Annotated in this window: 24 protein-coding genes; 10 read left to right on the forward strand and 14 right to left on the reverse strand. The window is 73.3% G+C overall.

The annotated features are described in order from the left end of the window. Positions 1 to 197: 197 nt before the first annotated feature. From Q5762_RS31940 to Q5762_RS31950, 3 genes are read right to left on the reverse strand one after another with little or no spacing between them, the layout of a single operon-like run. Positions 198 to 932, reverse strand: coding sequence for an SseB family protein (locus Q5762_RS31940; RefSeq protein ID WP_315895766.1), 735 nt, complete (start codon positions 930 to 932; stop codon positions 198 to 200). A 30-nt stretch (positions 933 to 962) separates the two neighbouring features. Further along, positions 963 to 2,150: a type VII secretion-associated serine protease mycosin gene (gene mycP / locus Q5762_RS31945; RefSeq protein ID WP_315895767.1), complete on the reverse strand. Its 1,188-nt coding sequence runs from the start codon at positions 2,148 to 2,150 to the stop codon at positions 963 to 965. Beyond that, positions 2,147 to 3,925 (reverse strand): hypothetical protein, encoded by a 1,779-nt coding sequence (locus tag Q5762_RS31950; RefSeq protein WP_315895768.1) that lies wholly within the window; start codon positions 3,923 to 3,925, stop codon positions 2,147 to 2,149. Before Q5762_RS31950 ends, mycP begins: the two co-directional genes overlap by 4 nt. Before the next feature lie 126 nt (positions 3,926 to 4,051). Between Q5762_RS31950 and Q5762_RS31955 the strand changes: the two genes are divergently transcribed. Continuing rightward, positions 4,052 to 5,254, forward strand: coding sequence for an amino acid deaminase/aldolase (locus Q5762_RS31955; RefSeq protein ID WP_315895769.1), 1,203 nt, complete (start codon positions 4,052 to 4,054; stop codon positions 5,252 to 5,254). Here the strand turns inward: Q5762_RS31955 and Q5762_RS31960 are convergent, their stop codons facing one another. From Q5762_RS31960 to Q5762_RS31975, 4 genes are read right to left on the reverse strand one after another with little or no spacing between them, the layout of a single operon-like run. Beyond that, a complete protein-coding gene (locus tag Q5762_RS31960) occupies positions 5,255 to 6,190 on the reverse strand; it encodes a DUF2510 domain-containing protein (RefSeq protein WP_315895770.1) in 936 nt (311 codons plus the stop codon). A 30-nt stretch (positions 6,191 to 6,220) separates the two neighbouring features. Beyond that, complete coding sequence (locus Q5762_RS31965; RefSeq protein WP_315895771.1) at positions 6,221 to 7,012, reverse strand: 3-oxoacyl-ACP reductase; 792 nt, start codon at positions 7,010 to 7,012, stop codon at positions 6,221 to 6,223. Continuing rightward, on the reverse strand, positions 7,009 to 8,424 hold the full coding sequence (locus Q5762_RS31970) for an aldehyde dehydrogenase family protein (RefSeq protein WP_399495316.1): 1,416 nt from the start codon (positions 8,422 to 8,424) through the stop codon (positions 7,009 to 7,011). The genes Q5762_RS31965 and Q5762_RS31970 overlap by 4 nt, the downstream gene beginning before the upstream one ends. After that, positions 8,391 to 9,755 carry a glutamine synthetase family protein gene (locus Q5762_RS31975; protein ID WP_315895773.1) on the reverse strand — a complete coding sequence of 455 codons (1,365 nt, stop codon included), beginning with the start codon at positions 9,753 to 9,755 and terminating at the stop codon, positions 8,391 to 8,393. Before Q5762_RS31975 ends, Q5762_RS31970 begins: the two co-directional genes overlap by 34 nt. Before the next feature lie 78 nt (positions 9,756 to 9,833). Between Q5762_RS31975 and Q5762_RS31980 the strand changes: the two genes are divergently transcribed. The 3 genes from Q5762_RS31980 (at position 9,834) to Q5762_RS31990 (ending at position 12,927) form a co-directional block, all read left to right on the forward strand. After that, positions 9,834 to 10,595 carry an FCD domain-containing protein gene (locus Q5762_RS31980; RefSeq protein WP_315895774.1) on the forward strand — a complete coding sequence of 254 codons (762 nt, stop codon included), beginning with the start codon at positions 9,834 to 9,836 and terminating at the stop codon, positions 10,593 to 10,595. 152 nt (positions 10,596 to 10,747) lie between these two features. Next, complete coding sequence (eat, locus tag Q5762_RS31985; RefSeq protein WP_315895775.1) at positions 10,748 to 12,208, forward strand: ethanolamine permease; 1,461 nt, start codon at positions 10,748 to 10,750, stop codon at positions 12,206 to 12,208. Positions 12,209 to 12,246: 38 nt separating this feature from the next. Then, positions 12,247 to 12,927 carry a gamma-glutamyl-gamma-aminobutyrate hydrolase family protein gene (locus tag Q5762_RS31990; RefSeq protein ID WP_315895776.1) on the forward strand — a complete coding sequence of 227 codons (681 nt, stop codon included), beginning with the start codon at positions 12,247 to 12,249 and terminating at the stop codon, positions 12,925 to 12,927. A 109-nt stretch (positions 12,928 to 13,036) separates the two neighbouring features. Here Q5762_RS31990 and Q5762_RS31995 read toward each other — a convergent pair whose 3' ends face one another. After that, entirely contained in the window at positions 13,037 to 13,972 is a 936-nt protein-coding gene (locus tag Q5762_RS31995; RefSeq protein ID WP_315895777.1) for a LysR family transcriptional regulator, read from the reverse strand. A 70-nt stretch (positions 13,973 to 14,042) separates the two neighbouring features. Here Q5762_RS31995 and Q5762_RS32000 point away from each other — a divergent pair, with 70 nt between their 5' ends. Next, positions 14,043 to 15,206 carry a TDT family transporter gene (locus Q5762_RS32000; RefSeq protein ID WP_315895778.1) on the forward strand — a complete coding sequence of 388 codons (1,164 nt, stop codon included), beginning with the start codon at positions 14,043 to 14,045 and terminating at the stop codon, positions 15,204 to 15,206. On the opposite strand, the gene Q5762_RS32005 is transcribed toward Q5762_RS32000, so the two are convergent. The 4 genes from Q5762_RS32005 to Q5762_RS32020 form a co-directional block, all read right to left on the reverse strand. Beyond that, on the reverse strand, positions 15,133 to 15,879 hold the full coding sequence (locus tag Q5762_RS32005; protein WP_315895779.1) for a helical backbone metal receptor: 747 nt from the start codon (positions 15,877 to 15,879) through the stop codon (positions 15,133 to 15,135). The genes Q5762_RS32000 and Q5762_RS32005 overlap by 74 nt on opposite strands. Beyond that, positions 15,876 to 16,427, reverse strand: a complete 552-nt coding sequence (locus Q5762_RS32010; protein WP_315895780.1) for a cupin domain-containing protein — start codon at positions 16,425 to 16,427, stop codon at positions 15,876 to 15,878. The genes Q5762_RS32005 and Q5762_RS32010 overlap by 4 nt, the downstream gene beginning before the upstream one ends. Before the next feature lie 173 nt (positions 16,428 to 16,600). Further along, positions 16,601 to 18,406 carry an ABC transporter permease/substrate binding protein gene (locus Q5762_RS32015; RefSeq protein ID WP_315895781.1) on the reverse strand — a complete coding sequence of 602 codons (1,806 nt, stop codon included), beginning with the start codon at positions 18,404 to 18,406 and terminating at the stop codon, positions 16,601 to 16,603. Then, positions 18,399 to 19,481 carry a glycine betaine/L-proline ABC transporter ATP-binding protein gene (locus Q5762_RS32020; RefSeq protein ID WP_315895782.1) on the reverse strand — a complete coding sequence of 361 codons (1,083 nt, stop codon included), beginning with the start codon at positions 19,479 to 19,481 and terminating at the stop codon, positions 18,399 to 18,401. Before Q5762_RS32020 ends, Q5762_RS32015 begins: the two co-directional genes overlap by 8 nt. A 328-nt stretch (positions 19,482 to 19,809) precedes the next feature. On the opposite strand from Q5762_RS32020, the gene Q5762_RS32025 reads away from it, so the two are divergent. Together Q5762_RS32025 and Q5762_RS32030 are read left to right on the forward strand one after the other, a co-directional pair. After that, positions 19,810 to 20,715, forward strand: coding sequence for a 5'-3' exonuclease (locus tag Q5762_RS32025; RefSeq protein ID WP_315895817.1), 906 nt, complete (start codon positions 19,810 to 19,812; stop codon positions 20,713 to 20,715). A 75-nt stretch (positions 20,716 to 20,790) separates the two neighbouring features. Next, positions 20,791 to 21,627 (forward strand): siderophore-interacting protein, encoded by an 837-nt coding sequence (locus Q5762_RS32030; protein WP_315895783.1) that lies wholly within the window; start codon positions 20,791 to 20,793, stop codon positions 21,625 to 21,627. Between the two features lie 362 nt (positions 21,628 to 21,989). Here Q5762_RS32030 and Q5762_RS32035 read toward each other — a convergent pair whose 3' ends face one another. Beyond that, positions 21,990 to 22,622 carry a MerR family transcriptional regulator gene (locus tag Q5762_RS32035; protein ID WP_315895784.1) on the reverse strand — a complete coding sequence of 211 codons (633 nt, stop codon included), beginning with the start codon at positions 22,620 to 22,622 and terminating at the stop codon, positions 21,990 to 21,992. A 193-nt stretch (positions 22,623 to 22,815) separates the two neighbouring features. Here Q5762_RS32035 and Q5762_RS32040 point away from each other — a divergent pair, with 193 nt between their 5' ends. The 3 genes from Q5762_RS32040 to Q5762_RS32050 are packed head-to-tail and all read left to right on the forward strand — an operon-like array spanning position 22,816 to position 25,098. Beyond that, complete coding sequence (locus Q5762_RS32040; protein ID WP_315895818.1) at positions 22,816 to 23,700, forward strand: hypothetical protein; 885 nt, start codon at positions 22,816 to 22,818, stop codon at positions 23,698 to 23,700. Next, a complete protein-coding gene (locus tag Q5762_RS32045; RefSeq protein ID WP_315895785.1) occupies positions 23,697 to 24,128 on the forward strand; it encodes an ABA4-like family protein in 432 nt (143 codons plus the stop codon). The genes Q5762_RS32040 and Q5762_RS32045 overlap by 4 nt, the downstream gene beginning before the upstream one ends. 40 nt (positions 24,129 to 24,168) lie before the next feature. Then, the gene (locus tag Q5762_RS32050) at positions 24,169 to 25,098 is read left to right on the forward strand and encodes an ADP-ribosylglycohydrolase family protein (RefSeq protein ID WP_315895786.1); all 930 of its coding nucleotides are present in this window, start codon (positions 24,169 to 24,171) and stop codon (positions 25,096 to 25,098) included. 12 nt (positions 25,099 to 25,110) lie between these two features. On the opposite strand, the gene Q5762_RS32055 is transcribed toward Q5762_RS32050, so the two are convergent. Further along, positions 25,111 to 26,259 (reverse strand): winged helix DNA-binding domain-containing protein, encoded by a 1,149-nt coding sequence (locus Q5762_RS32055; RefSeq protein ID WP_315895787.1) that lies wholly within the window; start codon positions 26,257 to 26,259, stop codon positions 25,111 to 25,113. Positions 26,260 to 26,278 lie beyond the last annotated feature (19 nt).

The following is a 26,278-nucleotide window of genomic DNA, read 5'->3' on the forward strand; positions in this document are numbered from 1 at the left end:
GCCACGGACCCGGTGTACGGGTAGCCCGTACGGGGGCACGGGGGTCGCCCCCCGGGAGATCGCAGCCACGGACCCGGTGTACGGGTAGCCCGTACGGGGGCACGGGGGTCGCCCCCCGGGAGATCGCAGCCACGGACCCGGCGTACGGGTAGCCCGTACGGGGGCACGGGGGTCGTCGTGTACGGCCCCGGGCCCCGTCAGTTCCGTACGTAGAAGGGCTCGCCCGGAGGCGTGGCCGTGGCCGGCAGGAGTGCCAGGTCGAGGCCGCGCACCAGGCGGGCCCTCAGTGTTTGGTCGGCGGCCAGGGCACGGGCCACCCGCTGGGCCGCCTCCGCCGGGGCGGCGTCGTCGGCCAGGACGAGGGCGAGGGTGCCGTCGGCGGTGCCGGGGCCGAGGTGGGCCCGGAGGACCGCGGGCTCGGCGGCGACCGCGTTCCGTACCGCCTCCCGTACCGCCGGGTCGTCCAGCGGGTCCAGGCTGGTGCGGCCCTCCGCGAGGGCGAGCAGCGCCGGGCCGGTCAGCTGGTACGGCACCGGGCCCGCGAGGTCGAGGACGACGGTGTCCGCCTTCTCGTGCGCGGCGGCCTGCAGGGCCTGGTGCAGGGGGACGGCGACCGGCCGGGCCTCGGGGTCCCAGAGCGCGAGCGAGGCGATCGAGGTGAACGCGGGGAGCGCGCGGCGGTCACCCGCGGTGAGCGTGGGCACGGCCATGTCGCTGGTCTTCTCGCGGCGCAGCCCCGTCTCCGGGTCCTCCTCGACCTCGCCGAGGACCGCGACGACGGGCACCAGCAGACGCGCGTCCTTCAGGGCCGCCAGGACCGGGCCGTGGGCGGTTCTGTCCGCCGCCCAGGCCGCGAGGGCCTCGGTGAGTCGCGGGTCGGCGGTTCCGTCGTCGTCGGAGAAACCGGGGTCAGGGATGTTCTTGAGCGCCACGCACCGAGCCTAACCGCCGTCGCGGGGCGGTCAGCGCGGAGGGCGGGGCCCGGTGCCGCGGCTGCCGCGCCACAGGACGACCGCGGCGGCGAGCAGGATCGCGCCGAGGCCGCCGGCGGTCGGGGCGAGCAGGCCGATCGGCTTGCCGTCGTCCTCGGCGGCGGGCTGCGGTCCGGGGCCGAAGTAGCGGCCCTGGTAGCCGGCGGCGGCGTTCTTGGGGTCGGCCGCCTTGAGCCGGAGTCCGGCCTTGATGGCGGCGGCCGGGTCGACGGTGCCGTAGCCCTTGTCGTCGCTGCGGCCGCCCTTGGGCCGGTTGCGGGCCGTGTCGATGAGGAGCTGCTTGACCTGGGCGGGGGTCAGGTCGGGGTGGGCGGACCTGACGAGGGCGACGGCGCCGGAGACGAAGGCGGCGGCGGCGCTGGTGCCCCAGCCCGAGTAGTAGCGGCGGTCCGGGTCGGCGATGACGATGTCGACGCCGGGGGCGCTGACGGTGGCGTACCAGCGGCTGGTGGAGAAGGCGGCCTGCGTGCCCCAGCGGTCGACGGCGGTGACGGCGACGACGCCGGGGTAGGCGGCGGGGTACGAGATGTGGTCGCCCTTCTCGCCGCCGTTGCCGGCCGAGGCGACGACGGAGACGCCCTTGGCGAGGGCGTACTGGACGGCGGCGTCCTCGCCCGCGTCGGGGTGGGCGGACTTGGAGTCGTCGCCGAGGGAGAGGTTGATGACGTCGGCGCCCTGGTCGACGGCCCAGCGGATGCCGTCGGCGAGGGCCGTGCCGCGGGTCTTGCGGGCCTTGTCGCGGGACTTGTCGGTGCCTTCGAGGATGACCCGTACGGGCAGGATCTCGGCCTTGGGCGCGATGCCGAGGACGCCGTCCTGGCGGCCGGGGCCGTTGCCGTGTCCGGCGATGATGCCGGCCATGGCGGTGCCGTGGCGGGCCCACGCGCGGTCGCCGCGTGCGGCGCCGAAGCCGACGAGGTCCTTGCCGGGGCGGACGGAGCCGACGAGGTCGGGGTGGCCGGCGTCGACGCCGGTGTCGAGGACCGCGACGGTGACGCCCTCGCCCTTGGTGGTGCGCCAGGCCTCGGTCGTGTGCAGGGCTTCGAGGCCCCACTGGCGGGCCCGGATGGTGTCGGCGTAGGCCGGGGTGGTGGTGGCGGGGAGGACGACGAAGGAGGCGGCGAGGAGGGCGGCGGCGAGGGTACGGGGACGGGTCACCGGTCGTCGCCCTCCTTCGCTGCGGTCGTGACCGTGGCGCGCAGGGCGCGTTCGATCCGGTCGGCGACGCCCTTGGCCTCGTGGCCGAGGCCGGCCTGGGCGGCGGGGGTGGTCTGTCCGTCGGCCATGGCCCGGTCGGCGGGTTCGGGGGCGGCGACGGGGCGGCCGTCGGCGAAGCCGGAGACGGCGGTGACGACGACGGGGAGGTCGGTGAGGGCGCGGGTCGACCAACTGGCGCGCTGCCCGGCGCCGAAGCGGGCGGCCGAGGTGCCGGGGGCGGCGAGCGCGGGCGGCACGTCGGCGCCGAGGTCGGCGGCGGACGGAGCGGCCGCGAGGGCGCGGGTGGCGGTGGGGTCGGCCTGGGTGAAGACGAGGCCGACGGTGATGACGCTAGTGCCGGTGGCGTCGGTGTAGGTGGCGCGCAGGACGCGCTCGCAGCCGACGGGGCGCAGGGCGGTGAGCACGCTCTTGGGCAGGACGGCCGGGGTGCAGGGGGTGTCGGCGGCGACGACGACCCGTGTCCAGGTGCGGTCGGCGGCGCCGGGGCCTTCGCCGGGGCCGGCGAGGGTGCGGGGGAAGAGCGTGTCGACGGGGACGCTGTGCCACAGGGTCCTGGCCTCGGCGAAGCCCGCGGGCTCCGGGGGCGCGCCGACGTCGGTGGCGGCGAGGACGGCACCGGCGAGCGCGCCGCCGACGAGACCGACACCGAGGACGAGACAGGCCCCGGCCGCGACGCCCCGCCCGACGCGGCGCTCACGGATCGGCCGCAGCTGGGTGGTGATCTCGGCGGGCGTCTCGGGCGGCGCGGTGGCGGGCCGGTAGGCCCCGTACATCCCGTACGTCTGCCCCTGCCGGGGCGGAGCCGTCACGAGGGCGGCGTCCCGTATCGGCCGCAGCCGCGTGGTCGTCTCGACGGCAGGCACGTCGCCGACCTGCCCACGAGCCGCCTGCACGGGCGCGACGGTACGCGGAGCAGCGCCCGGACGCGGCGGCAGACCGCCCACGGGCGCGGCGCCGGCGGGCGCGGCGCCGGCGGGCGCGGTACGCGGACCGCCTACCGGGCCGGTCGTGGCGCCGGACGCCGACGTACGCGCGGAGCCGATACGCGGAGCGCCCTCCGGACGCGGCGGCACGCCGTCGGCGGGTTCGGAGGCGCCATCAGGCCGCCCGGTCCGGGGAGCCGTCCCCGGACGCGGGAGCAGGCCGTCAAATGCGCCGGTACGCGGAGCGCCCTCCGGACGCGGCGGCACGCCGTCGGCGGGATCGGTGGTGCCGTCGGAGTGCCCAGCGCGCGGCCTGCCCCCCACCTCGGGTGCGGGGCGCGGCCCGGTGGCCCCGTCGGACCCCGACGTACGGGCGGAGCCGATACGCGGAGCGCTCTCCGGACGCGGCGGCATGCCGGGCAGGGCTCCCGGCCGGCGGTCGCTCGCGTCGGGCGGGCGCGGGGCGGTCGTCGGCATCGGCGGAGCCGCCGGCGGCACCCGGCGCGAGGCGTCGGCGTCGGGCTGCGGGGCCCGGCCGGCGCCGTTCCCGGCCGGCCGGCCCGGGACGATGCCGTTCCCGCTCTGCGGGCGCTGGACGCTGACGTTCCCGGCCTGCGGGGCCGGGACGATGCCGTTCCCGGCCTGCGCGCCCGGGGCCGCGCCGTGTCCGTCCTCCGTGGCCGGGGCGCGGCGTGGTGCGGGGGTCGGGCGGCCGGCGTCGTCCGCGGGTTCCCGGGGTGGTGGCAGCGCGTCCGTGGTGTGGGAGGTGGGCCGGTGCGCGTCGGTGTCCATCGCCCGCCCCCTGAACGTTCCCTCGTCGTGCCTGACCTCGCAATGCCCGCCACTCTACGGGCTGTTCCCCTTGCCACGGGAACTCGGGGGCTACCCACCCGTAGACCCGTCTGGCAAGCTCGGGCCATGACTCCCCGCGCCGCAGACCGGGCCCGGTACGACCGGGCCACCGCCCATCTCGACGCGCCCGTCGCCCTGGTCGACCTGGAGGCGTTCGACGCCAACGCGGACGATCTCGTACGGCGGGCCGGGGGCAAGCCGATCCGGGTCGCGAGCAAGTCGGTGCGCTGTCGGGCCCTCCTGGAGCGGGTCCTGGCCCGCGAGGGGTTCGCCGGGATCATGTCGTTCACGCTCGACGAGAGCCTGTGGCTGGCCCGGGCCGGGTTCGAGGACGTGCTGCTCGCCTATCCGTCCGCCGACCGCACCGCGTTCGGCGAGCTGGCCAACGATCCGAAGCTCGCCGGCGCCGTGACCGTGATGGTCGACGACGTGGCGCAGCTGGACCTGATCGACGCGGCCCGCGCCGGCGGCGGCGAGGAGATCCGGGTCTGTCTGGAGCTCGACACCTCGCTCCGGCTGCTCGGCGGCCGGATCCGGGTCGGCGCGCTCCGCTCCCCGCTGCGCGAGCCCGCGGACCTCGCCGAGCTGGCCCGCTCGATCGCCCGTCGCCCCGGCTTGCGGCTGGTCGGGATCATGGCGTACGAGGGGCATGTCGCCGGCGTCGGGGACGCGCTGGCCGGGCGGCCCCTGCGGTCCCGGGCGATCCGGCTGATGCAGGCGGCGGCCCGCAAGGAGCTCGCGACCCGGCGCGCGGCCGTGGTCCGTGCCGTACGGGCGGTGGCGCCGGACCTGGAGTTCGTCAACGGCGGCGGTACGGGCAGTGTGCAGCACACCGCCGCCGAGGACGCGGTGACCGAGATCGCCGCCGGTTCGGGGCTCTTCGTGCCGCGGCTCTTCGACAACTACACGTCCTTCAGCGGCCGTCCCGCCGCCCTCTTCGCGCAGCCCGTCGTGCGCCGCCCCGGGGTCGGTGTGGTGACCGTGCTGGGCGGCGGCTACCCCGCGTCCGGCGCGGCGGGACCGGACCGGCTGCCGGTCCCGTACCTGCCGGAGGGGCTGCGGTACGACCCGCAGGAGGGGCCGGGCGAGGTGCAGACCCCGCTGCTCGGCTCGGCGGCCGACGATCTCCTCATCGGGGACAAGGTGTGGTTCCGGCACGCGAAGGCCGGCGAGCTGTGCGAGCGGTTCGACAGTCTCCAGCTGGTCGAGGGCGACCGGATCACCGCGACCGTACCGACGTACCGGGGCGAGGGCCGCACGTTCCTCTAGTCAATGCCCCGTGGTCCCCGGCGTGATCGAGCTGCCCACTCCCCCGTTGGTGTCGCTGCCGATCGGCTTGATCCCGCGCGTGATCTCGTCCATCACGGCGAGCGACGGCCCGTCGGGGCCCGCATCGAAGAGGAAGCGCACGATGACCGGGGACCCGCTGCCCGTCGGGGAGGGGAAGACCAGCGACTGGAGGTAGCTGCCGGGGCCCTTGTCCGTGACGACCTTCCAGCGGACCAGGTGGCCGGTGCGGCCGGCGACGACGGCGGGGCGGGCGGCGACCACCGTGTGCGAGCGCTCCCTGCCGTAGGGGTGGCTGCCGAAGACGTCCTCCTCGTAGGTCTCCTTGGCGGCGACGGCGATGTCCTCCTTGGCGAGCGCCTCGGGGGTCGCGGCGTCCGTGCCGGAGGCCGCGTGCGAGGAGACCGTGCCGTGGCGGCACTTCTTGTTGGTGGCCCCCGGGCACGGATATTCGCCGACGGTCGTGATCGACGGCGCCATGCTGGTGGAGTAGTACTCCGGCTTCTCCCATCCCTTGACGACGGGGACGGTGATGCCGTTGAGCTGGTCGACGAGCTGGGTGGGGTTCGGGTCCTCCTCCTCTTCCCCGTCGTCGGCGGGCGCGTCGGTGGTGGCCGAGGAGGTCGGTGCGGCGGTGGTGCTCGCGGTCCCGGTCGGACCAGCCGTGGGCGGGTCCTCCTGGTCGTCGCCGCCGACCACGAGCACGCCCGCGACGACCGCCACGACGACGGCCACCGCGACCGCGCCGAGGACGACGGCCCGGTTCCGCCCGTTGCGTACGGGCGGAACCGGTGAGACGGCGGTGGCGGCGGTCGGCGCCTGCCGGGTGTGTGCCGTCCAGTTCGTGCCGTCCCACCAGCGTTCGACGGTGGGCGTGGCCGGGTCCGGGTACCAGCCGGGAGGGGTCGTCATGCTCATCCCGCAAGCCTAGGACCCGTGTCGCAGCCGCTACATCGGGGTCACGTACGCGCCCGAAATGCCGCCGTCGACAAGGAAGTCGGTGGCGTTGATGAACGAGGAGTCGTCGCTGGCGAGGAAGGCCACCGCGGCGGCGATCTCCTCGGCCTCGGCGAACCGTCCGACCGGGATGTGCACGAGCCGGCGGGCGGCGCGCTCCGGGTCCTTGGCGAACAGCTCCCGCAGGAGCGGGGTGTTCACCGGTCCCGGGCAGAGGGCGTTGACGCGGATGCCCTCGCGGGCGAACTGCACGCCCAGCTCACGGGACATGGCGAGCACGCCGCCCTTGGAGGCGGTGTACGAGATCTGGCTGGTGGCCGCGCCCATGACGGCGACGAAGGAGGCGGTGTTGATGATCGAGCCCCTGCCCTGCCGCTGCATGTAGGGGAGGGCGGCCTTGCAGCACAGGTAGACGGAGGTGAGGTTGACGTCCTGGACGCGCTTCCAGGCCTCCAGGCCCGTGGTGAGGATGGAGTCGTCGTCGGGCGGCGAGATGCCCGCGTTGTTGAAGGCGATGTCGACGGAGCCGTAGGTGTCGAAGGCGGTCTTGAAGAGCGCCTCGACCTGCTCGGGGTCGGTGACGTCGACCTGTACGAAGGTCCCGCCGACCTCCTCGGCGGCGGCCTTGCCGGCCCTCTCGTCGATGTCGCCGCAGACGACGTTCGCGCCCTCGGAGGCGAGGCGGCGGGCGGTGGCCAGGCCGATGCCGCTGCCGGCGCCGGTGATGACGGCGGTGCGGCCGACGAGGCGGCGGCAGACGGACTCGTTGCTCTCGTTGCTCACAGTGCGGGGCCCTCCGTGCTGATGAAGACGTTCTTGGTTTCGGTGAAGGCGGTCAGTGCGTCGGGGCCGAGCTCCCGGCCGAGGCCGGACTGCCGGTAGCCGCCGAAGGGGGTCCAGTAGCGGACGCTGGAGTGGGAGTTGACGGAGAGGTTGCCGGCCCGGACGGCGCGCGACACGCGCAGGGCGCGGCCGACGTCACGGGTCCAGATCGAGCCTGCCAGGCCGTACTCGGTGGCGTTGGCGAGCCGTACGGCGTCGGCCTCGTCCTCGAAGGGCAGGACGACGGCGACCGGCCCGAAGACCTCCTCGACGGCGCAGGGCGCGTCCTCGGCGATGCCGGTGAGGACGGTCGGCGGGAACCAGAAGCCGGGGCCCTCGGGGGCCTTGCCGCGGATGCCGGGGAGGGTATCGGGGATGTACGCCCGTACGCGCTCCAGCTGGGCCTGGGAGATCAGCGGGCCCATCTGGGTCTTCTCGTCGGCCGGGTCGCCGACGACGATCTCCTCGACGGCCGGGGTGAGCAGCTCCAGGAAGCGGTCGTACACGCTGCGCTGGACCAGGATGCGGGTGCGGGCGCAGCAGTCCTGGCCGCTGTTGTCGAGGAAGGACATGGGCGCCGCGGCCGCCGCTGCCTCGATGTCGGCGTCGGCGAAGACGATGTTCGGGCTCTTGCCACCGAGTTCGAGCGTCAGACGCTTCACCTGGTCGGCGCACTTCGCCATGATGCTCTTGCCGACGCGCGTCGAGCCGGTGAAGACGATCTTGGCGACGCCGGGGTGGGTGACGAGCGCGTCGCCCGCGACCGCTCCCTCGCCGGGCAGGACCTGGAAGAGGTGCTCGGGGAGCCCTGCCTCCCGGGCGAGTTCGGCGAGGCGGAGCGCGGTGAGCGGGGTGGTCTCGGCGGGCTTGAGGATCACCGCGTTGCCCGCGGCGAGGGCGGGTGCGGTGGCCCAGGCGGCGATCGGCATGGGGAAGTTCCAGGGCGCGATCACGCCGACGACGCCGAGCGGTTCGAGGATGGTGACGTCGAGCCCGCCGGCGACGGGGATCTGCCGGCCGTTGAGCCGCTCCACTCCGCCGGCCGCGTAGTCGAGCAGGTCGCGGACGTTGCCCGCCTCCCAGCGGGCGTTGCCGAGGGTGTGGCCCGCCTCGCGGACTTCGAGGAGGGCCAGCTCCTCGGTGTGGGCGTCGACCACGGCGGCGAAGCGGCGCAGCAGCCGGGCCCGGTCGGCGGGGGCGGCGGCGGCCCAGCCGCGCTGGGCCTCGGTGGCCCGTACGACGGCGGCGTCGACGTCCTCCCGCGTGGCGGCGGGGACGGTGGCGACGAGCTCCTCGGTCGCCGGATTAAGGACAAGCAGTTCGTGCGGCAACTCGTTCCTCACATGCGTTCGAAGGAGCGGCGCAGCTCCCAGTCGGTCACCGCGGCCTCGTACGCGTCCAGTTCGACGCGGGCCATGTTGCGGTAGTGCGCGACGACCTCGTCGCCGAAGGCGGCCTTGGCGATGGGGCTGGTCTCCCAGAGCTCGGCGGCCTCGCGCAGGGTGGTGGGGACGTGGGCGTAGTCGGCGGTGTAGGCGTTCCCGTCACAGCCGGGCGGGAGTTCGAGGCCCTGCTCGATGCCGTACAGGCCGGCGGCGATCAGGCCCGCGACGGCGAGGTGGGGGTTGACGTCGCCGCCGGGCAGCCGGTTCTCGAAGCGCGTGGAGCGGCCGTGGCCGACGACGCGCAGCGAACAGGTCCGGTTGTCGACGCCCCAGGCGACGGCGGTGGGGGCGAACGAGCCGGGCTGGAAGCGCTTGTAGGAGTTGATGTTCGGGGCGTAGAGGAGGGAGAAGTCACGCAGGGCGGCGAGCTGTCCGGCCAGGAAGTGCCGCATGACCTCCGACATCCCGGCGGGTCCGTCCCCGGCCATCACGTTCGTACCCTCGGCGTCCTGGAGGGAGAGGTGGATGTGGCAGGAGTTGCCCTCGCGCTCGTTGTACTTCGCCATGAAGGTGAGCGAGACGCCCTCCTGGGCGGCGATCTCCTTGGCGCCCGTCTTGTAGACGGCGTGCTGGTCGCAGGTGACCAGGGCCTCGTCGTACTTGAAGGCGATCTCGTGCTGGCCCGGGTTGCACTCGCCCTTGGCGGACTCGACGGTCAGGCCGGCGCCCGCCATCTCGTTGCGGATCCGGCGCAGCAGGGGCTCGATGCGGCCGGTGCCGAGCACCGAGTAGTCGATGTTGTACTGGTTGACCGGCGTCAGGCCCCGGTAGTTCGCGTCCCAGGCCTGCTCGTAGGTGTCCTTGAAGACGATGAACTCGAGCTCCGTGCCGACGTGCGCGGTGTAGCCGTGCTCGGCCAGCCGCTCCAGCTGGCGGCGGAGGATCTGGCGGGGCGCGGCGACGACGGGCGAGCCGTCGCTCCAGGCGAGGTCGGCGATGAGCATCGCCGTGCCCTCGTTCCAGGGCACGCGGCGCAGGGTGGCGAGGTCGGGGCGCATGGCGAAGTCGCCGTAGCCGCGGTCCCAGGAGGACATCGCGTATCCGTCGACCGTGTTCAGCTCGACGTCGACGGCCAGGAGATAGTTACAGCCCTCGGTGCCGTGGTCGAGGACGTCGTCGAGGAAGAACGGTGCGGCGAACCGCTTGCCCTGGAGCCGTCCCTGCATGTCGGGGAAGGCCAGGACGACGGTGTCGATCTCACCGCTCGCGACGAGGGCGCGGAGCTCCTCGACGGAGAGCGGGGCTTTGCGGTCTGCCACGGGATTGTGCCTCCTTGGGTCAGCCGGAAGCCATAAGGTATTGCCGAAGACCATTGCTTGGGAAGGGGAATCGGGAACGTGTCCAGTACGAGTGAATCGCCCGCCCCGGTCGCGGGGCCGGCCGGCGCGCAGGCGGACCGGCTGACGCCCGTGCTCCGGCCGGTCCGGGCGGGCAACGGCTTCGAGGAGGCCCTGGAGCAGATCCTCCAGGTGGTACGGCTCGGGCTCGTGCCCGGCGGTGCACGGCTGCCCGCCGAACGGGAACTGGCCGACCGGATGGGGATCAGCCGGGTCACCCTGCGCGAGGTCCTGAAGGTCCTCCAGGAGCAGGGTCTGGTGGAGAGCCGGCGCGGGCGCTACGGCGGAACGTTCGTGCTGCCGCGCACGCGGACGGCCGGCGAGGACGAGCTGCGGCGCCGGATCGCCGCCGTGGACATCGAGGACACGCTCCGGTTCCGGGAGGTCCTGGAGGTGGGCGCGGCGGGGCTGTGCGCGGCGCACGGCCTGGACGAGGAGGGTGCGGAATGGCTCCGTACGGCCCTGGCGGCCACCCACGACGCGCCACTGGACGACTACCGGCGCCAGGACACGCTGCTCCATCTCACGCTGGCCGAACTCTCCGGTTCGGCGACGCTCACCGGGCAGTACGCGGCCGTACGGGCGACGGTGAACGACCTCCTGGACTGCATCCCGCTGCTCGTACGGAACCTGGAGCACTCCCAGCACCAGCACACGGCCCTGGTGGAGGCCGTCCTCGACGGCGACGCGGACGCGGCCCGCGAGGTGATGCGCGAGCACTGCGGGGGGACGGCGGCGCTGCTGCGGGGCTTCCTGACGTGAGGGGTCGTGACGTGAGGGGTCGTGACGTGAGGGGATCGTGTACGCCTTCCCGCCCGTAACCCGAAAGTAACGCACGGGGGTTGCGTTCCAGCCGGGGCGACGCAAAGGTATGGCACCAATCCATTGGGCCCGACGCGGGAGCTGACGCTGCCATGACGCTCGAAGACACCACCGGGGACAAGCAGGCACCAGGGGACGGGACGGCACCGGACGACTACCTCGAACGCCGGGCCCTGCGCCGCGGCAGCGCCGGCTGGCTGCTGCTCACCGGACTCGGCGTCGCCTACGTCGTCTCCGGGGACTTCTCCGGCTGGAACATCGGCCTCTCCAAGGGCGGCTTCGGCGGCCTCGCCATCGCGACCGTCCTGATGGGCGCGATGTACGCCTGTCTGGTCTTCGCGCTCGCCGAACTCTCCGCCATCCTGCCCACCGCGGGCGGCGGTTACGGCTTCGCACGCCGGGCGCTCGGCACCTGGGGCGGCTTCCTCACCGGTACCGCGATCCTCATCGAGTACATCCTCGCCCCCGCCGCCATCTCCATCTTCATCGGCGACTACGTCGAGTCGCTGGGCCTCTTCGGCCTGGAGTCTGGCTGGCCGGTCTATCTCGCCTGCTTCGCCGTCTTCATCGGGATCCACCTCTGGGGCGTGGGCGAGGCGCTCCGCTTCAGCCTGATCGTGACGGCGATCGCCGTCGCCGCGCTCGTCATCTTCGCGCTCGGCGCGCTCAGCGACTTCCATGTCGACGCGCTGAACGACATCCCGGTCGACGGCGAGGCGCTCGGCGCCAACTCCTGGCTGCCGTACGGGCTGCTCGGCATCTGGGCCGCGTTCCCGTTCGGCATGTGGTTCTTCCTCGGCGTCGAGGGCGTGCCGCTCGCGGCGGAGGAGGCGAAGGACCCGGTCCGCTCGATGCCGAGGGCGCTCGCGCTGTCGATGGGCATCCTGGTGCTGCTCGCCGTGGTGACCTTCTTCGCGGCGACGGGGGCGCGCGGCTCGGCCGCGATCCAGGAGGCCGGCAACCCGCTGGTGGTGGCGCTGCAGGGCGACGGGGAGCCGACGACGCTCAGCCGCTTCGTCAACTACGCGGGACTGGCGGGCCTCGTGGCCTCGTTCTTCTCGCTGATCTACGCGGGCTCGCGCCAGCTCTTCGCCCTGTCCCGGGCCGGCTACCTGCCGCGCTTCCTCTCCCTCACGAGCCGCCGGAAGTCCCCGTACCTGGGGCTGCTGATCCCGGGCGGGATCGGCTTCGCGCTGGCGGCCGGGACCGGGGACGGCGCGCGGATGCTGAACATCGCGGTGTTCGGCGCGACCATCTCGTACGCCCTGATGGCGCTCTCGCACATCGTGCTGCGGCGCCGCGAGCCGGACCTGCCGCGCCCGTACCGGACGCCCGGCGGCATCGTGACCTCGTCGGTGGCGTTCGTGCTCGCCCTGTCGGCGCTGGTGGCGACGTTCCTGGTCGACAAGGACGCGGCGTTCATCGCACTGGGGGTATACGTGATCGCCCTCGCCTACTTCGCGTTCTACAGTCGGCACCGCCTGGTGGCCAAAGCGCCGGAGGAGGAGTTCGCGGCGCTGGCGGCGGCCGAGGCGGAACTGGAACGCGACTGACCACCGTCCCCTTTCCCGAGTTTCCGGAGGAGCTTTCCGTGTCCAAGCCGCTCATCGGCGTGACGACCTATCTGGACCAGGCCCGTTGGGGCGTGTGGGAGATGCCGGCGGCGCTGCTGCCGGCGCAGTACCCCCGACTGGTGCAGGCGAGCGGCGGCCTCGCGACGATGCTCCCGCCGGACGAGCCGTCCGCCGCCGCGTCGGTGGTGGCGCGGCTCGACGGCCTGGTGATCGCGGGCGGGGCGGATGTCGAGCCGGTACGGTACGGGGCCGAGCCCGACCCCCGTACCGGCCCGCCGGCCCGGGCCAGGGACACCTGGGAACTCGCCCTGATCGACGCGGCGCTGGCCTCGGGCACGCCGGTACTGGGCATCTGCCGGGGCATGCAGCTCCTGAACGTGGCCCTCGGCGGCACGCTGGTCCAGCACCTGGACGGCCATGTGGAGTCGGTCGGCGTGATCGGCCGCCACGCGGTGAAACCGGTCCCGGGCACGCGGTACGCGACCCTGGTCCCGGAGCTGACCACGGTCCCGACCTACCACCACCAGGCGGTGGACCGCCTCGGCCGCGGCCTCTCCCCCTCGGCGTACGCGGAGGACGGCACGGTGGAAGCCATCGAACTCCCGGACCCGGTCTGGGCGCTGGGCGTCCAGTGGCACCCGGAAATGGGCGAGGACTTGAGGGTGATGCAGGGGCTGGTCGCGGCGGCGTCGACCTGAGGGGCGGTGGGGGGCGGGGACGGCCCGTTAGGGGCGCGGGGAACTGCGCGAGCAACCCCGACGCACCCGCAGGCACCCCACCGCACCGGCCAAGCCGGCCCCCGCACTCTCACCCCGTCGGCGTCCCCCTCGTCAAGGACAGCAGGTCCCGCGCCGGGCCCGTGGGCCGGTGCCCCGTAGGCCAGACCGCCCGAAGCTCGCGGCGCAGGAGGACCCCGTCCACCGGGATCTCGACCAGGCGGCGGGACGCCAGCTCCTCCGCGATCGCGAGCTCGCTCAGAACCGCAGGACCCGCCCCGCTGACCGCCGCCGCCTTCACGGCCGTCGTGGAGGCGAGTTCCAGCAGCGGCTGCGCGAGCCCCCCGTGCGCGGAGAGCGCCGAGTCCAGGACCTGACGCGTGCCCGAGCCGCGCTCGCGCAGGATCAGCGGGGTCGCCGCCAGCTCGCCCGGGTCCAGCGGCCTGCGGCGGCGGGCCCACGGATGGGACGGAGCCGCGACCACGACCAGCCGGTCGCGGGCGACCACCGCCCCGTCCAGGCCGTCCGGCACCGCCAGCCCCTCCACGAACCCCAGGTCCGCCTCGTCGCCCATGAGCCGTTCCGCGACCACCGCCGAGTTCCCCGCCATCAGCGACACCGCCGTGTCCGGCCGCTCCGCGCGCAGCGCGATCAGCCACCCCGGCAGCAGGTACTCGGCGATCGTCATCGACGCCGCCACCCGCAGCCGCGAGTCCCGCCGCCCCCGCAGCGCCTGCGCGCCCGCGTCGAAGGCCTCCGCCGCCTCGACGATCCGCCGCGCCCAGTCCGTCACCAGCGCCCCCGCGTCCGTGAGCTTCGACCCACGCGGCGAACGGTCCACCAGAGCCACCCCGAGCTGCCGCTCCATCGAGCGGATCCGGCTGCTCGCGGCGGGCTGCGTGATGCCCACCTCACGGGCGGCCCGCCCCAGGCTCCCGTGGCGGGCGACGGCCAGCAGCAGTTCGAGCGCGCCGAGGTCGGGGACCCGGTGGGACAGGGGGGAGGTCTCGGCAGGCTCGTTGCTCATAAAGTCAGCTTATGACGTCATAGCGCCAAGATCCCTGGTCGGCCCCGCGCGACCGCGCGAGGGTGAGGACATGGCAACACTCGCACCTTCCCGTCCGGCCCCCCTCGCCACCACCCCCGGCGTGCGGGCGGCCGCGGTCCGTCACCTCGGCCCCAACTGGTACGCCTCGGTGATGGGCACCGCCATCGTCGCCAACGCGGGAGCCACCCTCCCCGGCGTCGCTGATGCACCTGGCCTCCGAACCGCCTGCACCGCCGCCTGGGCGCTCTCCCTCGCGCTGCTCCTCACCCTCCTGACGGCCCGCGCCCTGCACTGGGTCCACCACCGCGACCGCGCCCGCGAGCACCTCCTCGACCCGGCCGTCGCCCCGTTCTACGGCTGTCTGGCGATGGCCCTGCTCGCCGTCGGCGCCGGCGCCCTGATCGTCGGCCAGGACTGGATCGGCCCGACCGCGGCCATCGCCCTCGACACCGTTCTGTTCACGGCCGGTACGGTGATCGGCCTGGCCGCCGCCGTGACCATCCCGTACCTGATGGTGGTGCACCACAAGATCGAAGGCGCCTCCCCCGTCTGGCTGCTGCCCGTCGTCGCGCCGATGGTCTCCGCCGCCGTCGGACCGCTGCTCCTGCCCCACCTGCCCGCCGGGCAGCCCCAGCAGACCCTGCTGATCGCCTGCTACGCCATGTTCGGCATCAGCCTGCTCGCCACCCTCGTCATGCTCCCCCTGGTCTTCGGCCGACTGGTCACCGGCGGGCCGCTGCCGCTCGCGCTCACCCCCACGCTCTTCCTGGTGCTCGGCCCGCTGGGCCAGTCGACCACCGCCGCGAACAAGTTCGCCGACGCCGCGCAGGGCGTGCTGCCCGCCCCGTACGCGCACGGCTTCGCCGCCTTCGCCGTCCTCTACGGCGTCCCCGTCATGGGGTTCGCCCTGCTGTGGCTGGCGTTCGCCGGGGCGCTGGTGCTGCGGGCCCGCCGCCAGGGCATGGGCTTCGCGATGACCTGGTGGGCGTTCACCTTCCCCATCGGGACCTGCGTGACCGGCGCGGAGGGGCTCGCCCAGCACACCGGACTCGCCGCCTTCCGCTGGCTGGCGATCGCGCTGTACGTGTTCCTCGTCGCGGCCTGGCTGGTGGCCGGATTCCACACCCTGCGCGGGCTGTTCAGGGGTGCGCTGCTCGCAGGGCCCGGGCGAGGATCCGTGGCGCCTCGGCCAGTGACGGCCCGTACCACGTGAGATGACGCCCGCTGACGAGCGCGGCGGCGGTCCCGGGGAACGCCTCGGGGCCGTCGTCGCGCGTGAAGCGGTACGGCTCGTCGGGCAGGACCACCAGGTCGGCGCCGGCCGCCCGCAGCTCGTCGAGCGGGACGCGGGGGTAGCGCTCGGGATGGTCCGCGTACAGGTGCCGGATGCCGAGGCGGGCCAGCAGGTCGCCCGCGAAGGTGTCGCGGCCGAGGACCATCCAGGGGCGGCGCCAGATCGGCACGACGGCGGTCAGCGGCGGGCCCGGCGCCTCGACGGCCGCCCAGGCCTCCTCCGCCTCGTCCAGCCAGCGCGGCCGGTCGGGTACGCCACAGGCCCGCAGCACCCGCTCCAGCTCCCGGAAGGCCTGGTCGAGCGTGCGCACCTCGGTGACCAGGACCTCGATCCCGGCGGCGCGCAGGGCGGCCAGGTCGGGTGCGCGGTTCTCCTCCTCGTTGGCGATCACGAGGTCGGGGCGGAGCGCGGTGATGGCGGCGACATCGGGGTTCTTGGTGCCCCCGATCCGTACGACGTCGAGGTCCGCGGGGTGCTCGCACCAGTCGGTGGCGCCGACGAGCAGGCCGGGCGCGGTGACGGCGACCGCCTCGGTCAGCGAGGGCACGAGGGAGACGACACGGGCCCCGGACGCCCCGCCCACCGGGCTCACGTGTCGTCGGCCTCGATGTGTTCCGCGACGGCCACGACCAGGAGGCGGGTGCCGGGCTCGGTGGCGCGCCACCGGTGCCGTACGCCGCCCGAGAGGTAGAGCGTGTCGCCGCGTTCGAGCCGGTACGCCCGGCCCTCGGCCTCGACCTCGGCGGCGCCGTCCGCGACGAACAGCAACTCGTCGTTGCGGTGCTGGAACTCGCGCCCCGCGTCCCGCTCGCCGGTGAACTCCAGCGCGTGCAGCTGGTGCCGGCCGCGGACCAGGGACCGTACGCCCTCGGGCATCGCGTGCGGATGCTCGCCGGCCCGTACGACGTCGACGGTGCGGGCGGCCTCGGCGGCGGCGAGGAGCTCACCGGCCGTGGTCTCCAGGGCGCCGGCGACCAGCTCCAGGGACCGCCTGCTGGGGCGGGCCCGCTCGTTCTCGATCTGGCTGAGGAAGGGCACGGAGAGCCCGCTGCGCGAGGACACGACGGCCAGGGTGAGCTTGAGGGCTCTGCGGCGCTTCTTGACGGCCGCGCCCACCCTCGGTGATTCCTTGTCGTCCATGTCGGCTCCCTCCCTCGTGCCTCGGTGCCTGCGTACTGGTCGGTTACCTGAACCTTACGCAGCTTTGGGGCGAGGTTTCGCGTCGTGGCGAAAAGGGGTGGCCGCCGAACACGCTCGGCGACCACCCATTTTCGGACAGGAGTCGTAAATCCCTGTTCTCCGCCTCCTCGGCGTTACTGCGGAGCGAGCTTCTCGGCGAGGCCGGGGTTCTTCTCCAGCCAGCCGCGGACGGCCTCCTGCTCCTTGCCCTTGCCGGTCGCCTGGATGTCGGCTTCGAGATCCGTGAGCTGCTTCTCGGTCAGCTCGAAGTTCTTCAGCCAGGCGCCGATCTCGGGGTTGTCGGCGGTGAAGCCCTTACGGGCGAGGGTGTGGACGCCGTCACCGGCGCCCCAGGTGCCCTTGGGGTCCTTGAGCTTCTTCAGGTCGTACGTGGAGTAGGCCCAGTGCGGCGACCAGAGCGTGACGACGACCGGTTCCTTCTTGTCGTACGCGCGCTTCAGCTCGGCGAGCATGCCGGGCGTGGAGCCGTCGACGACCTTGTACTCGCCCTCCAGGCCGTACTCCTTCAGGACCTTGTCCTTGAGGATGCCCATCATTCCGGCGCTCGGCTCGATACCGATGATCCGGCCCTTGAACTCGCCGCTCCTGCCCTTGAGGTCGTCGAGCGAGTCGATGCCCTTCATGTAGGAGGGCACGGACAGCTCAAGGGAGGTCGGGCCGTACCAGGAGCCGAGGTCCTCCAGCTTGTTCTGGTACTTCTCCCAGTACTGGGCGTGCGTGACCGGGAGCCAGGAGTCGGTCTCGAAGTCGATCTGGCCGCCAGCCATGCCGGTGTAGAGCGCGCCGGCCTCCAGCTGCTTGGCGTCGACCTCGTAGCCGCGCCGTTCGAGCAGTTCCTTCCAGAGGAAGGTGGAGGCGATGCCCTCGTCCCACGGGATGTAGCCCATGGTGATCTTCTTGCCGTGGCCGATGTCCTTGCCGCCGGCGGTGGTCGACGCCGTACCGCCGCCGAGGAAGCCCATGCCGCCCGCGACGAGGGCGAGGACGACCACGCCGACGAGCGCGGTGACGGGCTGCGGACGGTGGTTCCAGAGCTTCGCCCCGGCGCGCGCCGCGCTCGCGGCCCGGGCCTTGGCGAGCGCCCGGCGGCCGAGCGGCGAGACCTGGCGGCCGAGCGCGCCGGTCATCCGGTCCAGGTACATGGCGAGGATGACGATGGAGATGCCGGCCTCGAAGCCGAGGCCGATGTCGACGTTGCCGATGGCGCGGTAGACCGCGCCGCCGAGCCCGCCGCCGCCGACCATGCCGGCGATGACGACCATGGACAGGCCCAGCATGATGACCTGGTTGATGCCGGCCATGATCGTCGGCAGGGCGAGCGGCAGCTGTACGCGCAGCAGCGTGGCGCGCGGGGTGGTGCCGAACGCCTCGGCCGCCTCGACGAGTTCGCCGTCGACCTGGCGGATGCCGAGCTCGGTCATCCGGACGCCGGGCGGCAGGGCGAAGACGATGGTGGCGATGATGCCGGGGACCACGCCGACGCCGAAGAAGATGATGCCGGGGATCAGATAGACCATGGCGGGCATGGTCTGCATGAAGTCCAGGACCGGGCGCAGCACGGCGCTGACGTTCTTGGAACGGGCCGCCCAGATGCCGAGCGGGACCGCGATCACCAGGGTCACGAGGGTCGCGACGAGCACCAGCGAGAGGGTCGACATGGCGTCGCCCCACAGGTCGACGGAGTCGACGAGCGCGAAGCCCGCGAAGGCGAGCACACCGGCGGTCAGGCCGCGCAGCCACCAGGCGACGACGGCGAGGATGCCGGCGAAGAGGAGCGGCTCCGGCGCGGACAGGACCGCCTCGATCCCGTCGTAGAGACCGGTGACGACGGTGGTGATGGCGTCGAAGAGCCAGGAGAGCTGGGCCTGGAGCCAGTCGACGGAGCTGTCGACCCACTGGCCGAGGGGGAGCCTAGGCATGGGTGGCCACCTCCTTCGTACCGGTGCTGCCGGGTGTGCAGGCGACGGGCGGGCGCTGCTCGTCGCCGATGAAGCCGATCAGCCGGGACTGCGGCACGACACCGAGGACGGTGCCTCCGGTGTCCTTGACCGCCACCGGGTGCGGGACGCGGGCGCTGACCGCGCACAGGTCGGCGACCAGGGTGTCGGGGCCGACGGTCTCGCAGCCGCAGGCGTCGGGCTGCGGGTGCTCGGCGTCGGTCATCACGGCGGCGGCCGTCAGGACGCGGGAGCGGTCGACGTCCTGGATGAAGGAGGCGACGTAGTCGTTGGCGGGGCGGATCAGGATGTCCTCGGCGGTGCCGAGCTGGACGATCCGGCCGTCGCGCATGACCGCGATGCGGTCGCCGAGGCGCATGGCCTCGTTGAGGTCGTGGGTGATGAAGACGATGGTCTTCTTCAGGCGCTTCTGCAGTTCCAGGAGCTGGTCCTGCATGTCGCGGCGGATCAGCGGGTCGAGGGCGCTGAAGGACTCGTCCATGAGGAGCAGGTCGGCGTCGGTGGCGAGCGCGCGGGCCAGGCCCACGCGCTGCTGCATACCGCCGGAGAGCTCGTCGGGCCAGGACTTCTCCCAGCCGGCGAGGCCGCACATCTCCAGGGCCTCGGCGGCCCGGGTATCACGCTCGGCGCGCGGTACGCCCTGGACCTCCAGGCCGTAGGCGGCGTTCTCGAGGACGCTGCGGTGCGGGAAGAGGGCGAAGTGCTGGAAGACCATGCTGATCTTCGTGGAACGCACGGTGCGCAGATCGCGGGGGCTGAGCGCCGTGAGGTCCTTGCCGTCGAACAGCACGCGGCCCGCGGTGGGCTCGAGCAGGCCGTTCAGCATGCGCAGGAGGGTGGACTTGCCGGATCCGGACAGACCCATGACGACGAAGATGTGGCCGGGCTCGACGGTGAAGGAGGCGTCGATCACCGCCGCCGTCGTGCCGTCGGCACGGAGCTCGTCGCGGTCCGCGCCGTCACTGAGTTTCTTGACGGCTTCGTCGGGTCGTCTGCCGAACACCTTGTACAGGTGATCGGCCTGGAGCCTGGACACACATATACCTCACGCGTTGAAACGAAAACGGCCGGCCACCCCCGCAGCCGGGCCGTGGAGCGGGGCGGTTTCGGCCCGCGACTCCCGTGACGTACGGCGATTCATGGCTGAATCGACATACCGGGTCCGCTCCGGGTCCGCGCCTGCCCCAGGCCTTACGGGCCAAACACAAAGGTGACGGGCGTCACTGAAGGTGGCTCAGGCCAGGGTTCGGGGCGGGTGCCGCCGCGAGGGGCCGTCGCCCGGGGCGTGTGCCGCCGCCAGGGGGCGGTCGCTCGGGGCGGGTGTCGGTGGGGTGCGGCATGATCGGGGTGTGACGCGACGCCTGATGCTCCTCGACACCGCCTCCCTGTACTTCCGCGCGTACTTCGGTGTGCCGGACTCGGTCCGGGCCCCGGACGGCACGCCCGTCAACGCCGTGCGCGGCCTCCTCGACTTCATCACCCGGCTCGTCCAGGACCACCACCCGGACGACCTGGTGGCCTGCATGGACGCCGACTGGCGCCCGCAGTGGCGGGTGGACCTGATCCCGTCGTACAAGGCGCACCGGGTCGCCGTGGAGACGGAGACGGGCCCGGACGAGGAGGAGATCCCGGACACGCTCTCGCCGCAGGTGCCGGTGATCGAGGACGTCCTGGACGCCCTCGGCATCGCCCGGGTCGGGGTCGCGGGCTACGAGGCGGACGACGTGATCGGGACGCTGGCCGGGCTGGCGAAGGGCCCGGTGGACATCGTCACGGGCGACCGGGACCTCTTCCAGCTGGTGGACGACGAGCGTGGGGTGCGCGTGCTCTACCCGCGCAAGGGCGTCGGCGACTGCGACCTGGTCGACGACGAGCTGATCCGTACGAAGTACGGGGTGCGGGCGGACCAGTACGCGGACTTCGCGGCGCTGCGCGGCGACGCCAGCGACGGGCTGCCCGGCGTGAAGGGCATCGGCGAGAAGACGGCCGCGCAGCTGATCACGGAGTACGGCGATCTGGCGGGCGTCCGCGCCGCGGCCGTGGACCGGACGTCGAAGCTGACCCCGGCCAAGCGGCGCGGGATCGTGGAGGCGGCGGAGTACCTGGACGTGGCCCCGACGGTCGTGCGCGTGGCCGGGGACGTACCCCTGCCGGAGTTCGACCCGGCCCTGCCCGGTGGGCCGCGAGACCCGGAGGCCTTGGCGGAGCTGGTACGGCGCTGGGGCATCGGCGGGGCGGTGGCCAGGCTGCTGCCGGTCCTGGAGCGCTGAGCGGCACTCTGGGCCTGCGGCCGCCCGGGATGCTAGCTTAGGCAAACCTAAGTTCGCAGAGTCAGGGAGACGGTCGTGGCAGAGCAGCCGGCGCGCAAGGCACCGAAGGCCCATGAGGCGCGGGTGGTGCGCACGGAGCGCATCACGCCGCACATGGTGCGGGTGGTGCTCGGCGGGGACGGCCTCGACGCGTTCACGGTGGGCGAGTTCTCCGACCACTACGTGAAGCTGCTCTTCGCGCCGGAGGGCGTGAGCTACCCGGAGCCGTTCGACATGGAGCGGATCCGTGCGGAGTTCCCGCGCGAGCAGTGGCCGACCACGCGGACGTACACGGTACGGAGCTGGGACCCGGTCCACCGCGAGCTGACCGTCGACTTCGTCGTCCACGGCGACGAGGGCCTGGCCGGGCCGTGGGCGGCACGCGCCCAGGCGGGCGAGACGGTGCGCTTCCTGGGGCCGGGCGGCGGCTACGCGCCGGACGAGGCGGCGGACTGGCACCTGCTGGTGGGAGACGAGAGCGCCCTGCCGGCGATCGCGGTGGCGCTGGAGCGGCTGCCCGAGGGTGCGAAGGCGCACGCGTTCCTTGAGGTCGCGGACGCCTCGGAGGAGCAGAAGTTCGCGACGGCGGCGGGCATCGAGGTGACCTGGCTGCACCGCGGCGACCGCCCGGCGGGCGAGCTCCTCCTGGACGCGGTCCGCACTCTGGACTTCCCGGCGGGCGACGTCCACGCCTTCGTCCACGGCGAGGCGGGCTTCGTGAAGGAACTCCGCCGCCACCTGCGCATGGAGCGGGAGATCCCCCGCGAACGCCTCTCGATCTCGGGCTACTGGCGCCTGGGCAAGACGGACGAGGCCTGGCGCGCGATCAAGCGCGACTGGAACGACCAGGTGGAACGCGAGCAGGAGAACTGACCGGGGGCGTACCCGCCCCCCACCGCGCGACCGTTGTGGGCAACTGCTCGACAGGGCGGAACGGGCGGGCAACCGCCCCGCCCCGACCACCGTTGGCAAGCGCCCCGCCCGCGACCACCGTTGTGGGCAACTGTTCCGCAGGGCGATGGGGGTCCCCCCGGACGAAGTCTGGGGGAGGGTGGGCACAACCCCCCGGGGGCGGCGCCCGTTTCGGGGGCCGTTCACCCCATGTCCCCGCCGCCCCCGAGGGCCCCGCACCCGTACGGGCCCGGGCCCCGGGGGTCGTCCCTGGGGGCACCCTGAGGCCCCGCGCCCGTAAGAGCCGGGCCCCCGGAGCCGGGGGGCGCCCCGGGGGCGCGCCGCTACTCCCCCGTACCGAACACCCTCCCCGACGCATCCACATGCGCCAGCCTCCGTAGCGCCGCGAACACCGCGTCCCCCAGCACCGTCCCCACCACCACGCTCTCCACCAGCTCGTCCCGCTCCACATTGCGCGCGACGTACTCCAGGTCCGCCCCGGCCACCTGCTCCGCCGCCCCCACGTACGCGTCGAGCACCTCCGCGAAATCGCCGTGGCCGATCTCGTCGAGCGCCGCGAGGGCGACCGCGAGGGCCTCCGCCGCCGGGCTGTCCGCGTGCGTGTGCCAGCCGCGCCGGGCGATCAGTTCGGCGACCGCCCCCCGCGCCTCGGCGACCCCCTCGGCCGCCCCCTCTCCGTAACGCGGCACCACCCGGTCCGCCGCCGCGCCCAGCATCTTGTGCACCGGACGGTCCCGGTCCTCTATCGCCGCGACCACCTCACGGATCGCCGCGACCGAGAGCCCGCCCACGTCCAGGAGCGCCCGGATCAGGCGCAGGCGCCGCTCGTGCGTCTCGCCGTACGAGGCCTGGTTCGGGCTCGTCAACTCCCCGGCAGGCAGCAGCCCTTCCCGTACGTAGAACTTGATCGTCGGCACCGACACCCCGGTCCTGCGACTCAACTCTCCGATGCGCACTCTGCGTTCACCTTCCCGAACCCACTCCGGTCTTGCCGACCGACCCTCCCATCATAGATAGTGCCGCTATCAGATAGCGGAAAGTGCTGCTATCCATAATCTGCATGCCCACAACCCACCGGGGGTACCCATGTCCTCACCGTTTCCGCGGCTCCGCGAGCTCCACCGGCCGCTGGTCTGGTTCTCCGCGTCCATGGCGTTACTCGCCGTCGTCTCCTTCGGCGGCCTGATATTCGACGACCGGATCCTGGTCGGCGTCCCGATATGGACGAAGCCGTTCAAGTTCTCGGTCTCCTTGATCGCGTACTGCATGACGCTCGCCTGGATGCTCACCCTGCTCCCCCGCCGCCGACGGCTCGCCTGGTGGGCGGGGACGGTGGTCGCCGTGACCGGCCTCGGTGAGATGGTGCTGATCACCACGCAGGTGATACGCGGCACACAGAGCCACTTCAACCACGAGACGCCCTTCGACGCGGCCCTCTTCCAGGTGATGGGCGCCATGATCGTCATCCTCTGGCTCGCCGCCCTGGTCCTCGCGATCCTGCTGCTACGGGCCCGGATCCTGGACCGCGCCACCGCCTGGGCCGTACGTCTCGGCTCCCTGATCGCCCTCGCGGGAGCCGCGATCGGCTTCGTCATGACGCAGCCCACCGCCGAGCAGCGCGCGAGCGGGGACGACGCGGCGATCACCGGCGCCCACAGCGTCGGCGTCCCGGACGGCGGCCCGACGATGGCCGTGACCGGCTGGTCCACGACGGGCGGCGATCTGCGCGTCGCCCACTTCTTCGGCATGCACGCCCTCCAGGTGATCCCGCTCCTGCTGCTCCTCCTGGTCGCCCTCGCCCCGAGGTTCGCCCGACTGCGCGACGAGCGGATACGCCTCCGGTTGACGCTCGTGGCCTCGGGAACGTACGCGGCGGTCTTCGCTCTCGTCACCTGGCAGGCCCTGCGCGGTCAGCCGCTCACGCAGCCCGACGCCACGACCCTCGCGGCCGCCGGCACGATCGCCCTGCTCGGCGCGGCGGCGACCTGGGCCTCCCTGCGCACCGCCCCCACCACCCAGGAGTCCACCTCATGACCGGCTTCCTCTTCGAGCTCAGCTTCTATCTGGCCGCGCCCGTCTGGCTGTTGATGATCCTCGCCCCCACCTGGCGGGGCACCGAACGGCTGGCGGCCTCCCCCCTCACCGTCGTACCGATCCTGGCCGTGTACGTCGCCCTGGCCCTGCCGGCCTTCCCCGAGCTGTGGACGGCCGTCAGCAGCCCGGACCTCGACACCTTCCGCGACCTCACGGCCGACGCCAACGGGGCGGCGGCGATCTGGGCCCAGGTCATCGCCTGGGACCTCCTGCTCGGCCAGTGGATGTACCGCGAGTCCCGCAAACGCGCCCTCTCCCCCTGGCTGATGGCCCCCGTCCTGATCCTGACCATTCTCCTGTCCCCCTTCGCCCTGCTCCTCTTCCTCCTCCTCCGCGCAACCCGCAAACCGATCCCCGCCCCCGCCTGAGGAGTTCGGCCGGCCCGGGCAGCCGCCTAGGCTGATCTTCATGACACCGACCACCCGCGCCATGGGCGCCATCCTCGGCTCCGCCGTGGGGGACGCGCTGGGCGCACCCTTCGAGTTCGGGCTTCCCGGCGTCTTCCTCGACCGGTTCCCGGACGGCGTGGGCGAGATGTGCGGGGGCGGTGGCTGGGACCCGGGCGAGGCCACCGACGACACTCAGATGGCCGTCCTGGTCGGGGAGTCGCTCCTCGACCGGGACGGGCTCGACCTGCCGGACATCTTCGATCGCTTCCGCCACTGGGCGGCGTCGGAGCCGAAGGACATCGGCCTGCAGACCGAGGACGTCCTCACGAGCGGCGACCCCTGGGACACGGCCGCCGCCCTCCACTTCCAGGTCAACGGACGTGCGGCGGGCAATGGTTCGCTGATGCGCGCGTCCACCTCCGCCGTGTTCTTCGCCGGGTCCGGCCGCGAGGCCTCGATGGCCGCCGCCCGCCGCATCGCCGCCCTCACCCATGGCGACCGCGCCGCCTGGGAGGGTACGTCGGTCCTCCACGAGCTCGTCCGCGTCGCCCTCCTCGGTGAGGACCCGCTCTCTGCCGTGCCCACCGCACTCGCGGCGGTCGCCGCACCGCACCACGACCGCTGGGCGACGGTCCTGGCCCCGAGCTGGCACCCGGACGACGCGACCGAGTTCAACGGGGCGGTCTGGCCCTGCCTGGGCTCCGCCGTCTGGGCCCTGCGCACCACGGCCTCCTTCGAGGCGGCGCTCGTCGCGGCGATCGACCTGGGCGGCGACACGGACACGGTGGCGGCGGTCACGGGCATGCTGGCGGGCGCGGTCTACGGCCCCGACGCCATCCCCTCACGCTGGTCGACCCCGTTGCACGTCCCCCTCCCGGGCCAGGACCGGGTCCTCCACGCACAGGACCTGGTGACCATGGCGGCGGCCCTCGCACCCGCACGACCCTGACCTGTCGACGCCTTACGCCCCGGGCAGCAGCCGGGTCTCGCCGGGCGGGAGCTTGGTCCACCAGTGGGCGTAGCGGCGGTACACCTGAGGCTCCCGGCCCGCGAGGAAGGCCGTCAGGGCGCGGGCCTCGTCGGCCAGGGCCTCCCAGACGTCCTCGGGGAGGGCGTGGAAGGCGGTGGCCTCGATGCCGCCCTCCGTCGGTCGCCACACCCCGGCGACGTAGCCGTCGACCAGCAGGGTCGGCAGCACGTCCCCGTTCCGGCGGATGACGGACGCGCGGTACTCGGGCGGGATGACCCGGCTGCGGTCGGCGTAGGCGAGCAGGGTGCTGTCCCACATGGCCATCAGCCGAGGCGGGGCGGGGGTTCCCTCGTCCGGCCGCGGTGCGCCCGGTAGGTCGAACAGCTCCTCGCCCTCCGGTCCCTTCCCCGTCTCCAGGTCGTCCCCGAGCGTCCCGAGGGCCTTCTTCACCCTGGCCCGCTGGACCAGCGCGAACTGCGCCATGTCCCCCACCGTCGCCGGCCCGAAGCCCTCCAGGTAGCGGAGGATCAGTGTCCGCAGGGCCGCGTCGGACGCCTCCGGCGGAGCCGGAACGGGCGGCGGGTCGAGGGGTGCGACGTACCGGGGACGTTCCCCGAAGGACCACGGTGTCGTCGTGGGCGCGTGCACCAGCGGGGTGTAGTGCCGCAGCGCCCACCAGGCCCCCGACTTCGGTGCGACCCCCACCCGCTCCTGGAGCCAGGCCTCGTACTCGGCACCCGTCCGGGGCCGGTCGGCGAAGGCCAGCAGCTCCGGAGCGAGCAGGTCCGCGTCCGCCGCGGTCAGGCCCGACGCGGCGAACCGGCGGTCGCCGATCCTGCCCCCTCTCAGCAACGGATGCACGGCCTCCCGGAAGGCCCGGAAGTCGTCGGTGTGGACGGCATGCAGGGTGATCCGCATGAGCGTCGACTTCAGGACCGTCCCGTCGGTGAAGGCCCTGTCGAGTTCGGTGGGGTCGAAGTCGACGGTCCGGTTCCACAGCGCGAGGTAAGGGGAGGCCGGCTGCTGGGCCTGCAGCGCGACCACCTTCCGTACCGCCTCCACGGCCCCGACCCGCTCGCGTCGAAGCAGCAACTGCCGGGCGAGAGTGGACCGGTTGAGCCCCCGTGCGCTGATCTTCATGCCGAAATCATCCCGCACC

The organism is Streptomyces sp. P9(2023) (assembly GCF_032436795.1).
GTDB lineage: Bacteria > Actinomycetota > Actinomycetes > Streptomycetales > Streptomycetaceae > Streptomyces.

What these genes read in the sequence shown, in the direction of transcription:
- Q5762_RS32040 (WP_315895818.1), top strand. Translation starts at nt 22,816, where the DNA reads ATGGCGTTACTCGCCGTCGTCTCCTTCGGCGGCCTGATATTCGACGAC.
- Q5762_RS32010 (WP_315895780.1), bottom strand. Translation starts at nt 16,427, where the DNA reads ATGGACGACAAGGAATCACCGAGGGTGGGCGCGGCCGTCAAGAAGCGC.
- Q5762_RS32045 (WP_315895785.1), top strand. Translation starts at nt 23,697, where the DNA reads ATGACCGGCTTCCTCTTCGAGCTCAGCTTCTATCTGGCCGCGCCCGTC.
- Q5762_RS32055 (WP_315895787.1), bottom strand. Translation starts at nt 26,259, where the DNA reads ATGAAGATCAGCGCACGGGGGCTCAACCGGTCCACTCTCGCCCGGCAG.
- Q5762_RS32025 (WP_315895817.1), top strand. Translation starts at nt 19,810, where the DNA reads ATGCTCCTCGACACCGCCTCCCTGTACTTCCGCGCGTACTTCGGTGTG.
- eat (WP_315895775.1), top strand. Translation starts at nt 10,748, where the DNA reads ATGACGCTCGAAGACACCACCGGGGACAAGCAGGCACCAGGGGACGGG.
- Q5762_RS31960 (WP_315895770.1), bottom strand. Translation starts at nt 6,190, where the DNA reads ATGAGCATGACGACCCCTCCCGGCTGGTACCCGGACCCGGCCACGCCC.
- Q5762_RS32050 (WP_315895786.1), top strand. Translation starts at nt 24,169, where the DNA reads ATGACACCGACCACCCGCGCCATGGGCGCCATCCTCGGCTCCGCCGTG.
- Q5762_RS32015 (WP_315895781.1), bottom strand. Translation starts at nt 18,406, where the DNA reads ATGCCTAGGCTCCCCCTCGGCCAGTGGGTCGACAGCTCCGTCGACTGG.
- Q5762_RS32000 (WP_315895778.1), top strand. Translation starts at nt 14,043, where the DNA reads ATGGCAACACTCGCACCTTCCCGTCCGGCCCCCCTCGCCACCACCCCC.
- Q5762_RS31950 (WP_315895768.1), bottom strand. Translation starts at nt 3,925, where the DNA reads ATGGACACCGACGCGCACCGGCCCACCTCCCACACCACGGACGCGCTG.
- Q5762_RS31955 (WP_315895769.1), top strand. Translation starts at nt 4,052, where the DNA reads ATGACTCCCCGCGCCGCAGACCGGGCCCGGTACGACCGGGCCACCGCC.
- Q5762_RS31995 (WP_315895777.1), bottom strand. Translation starts at nt 13,972, where the DNA reads ATGAGCAACGAGCCTGCCGAGACCTCCCCCCTGTCCCACCGGGTCCCC.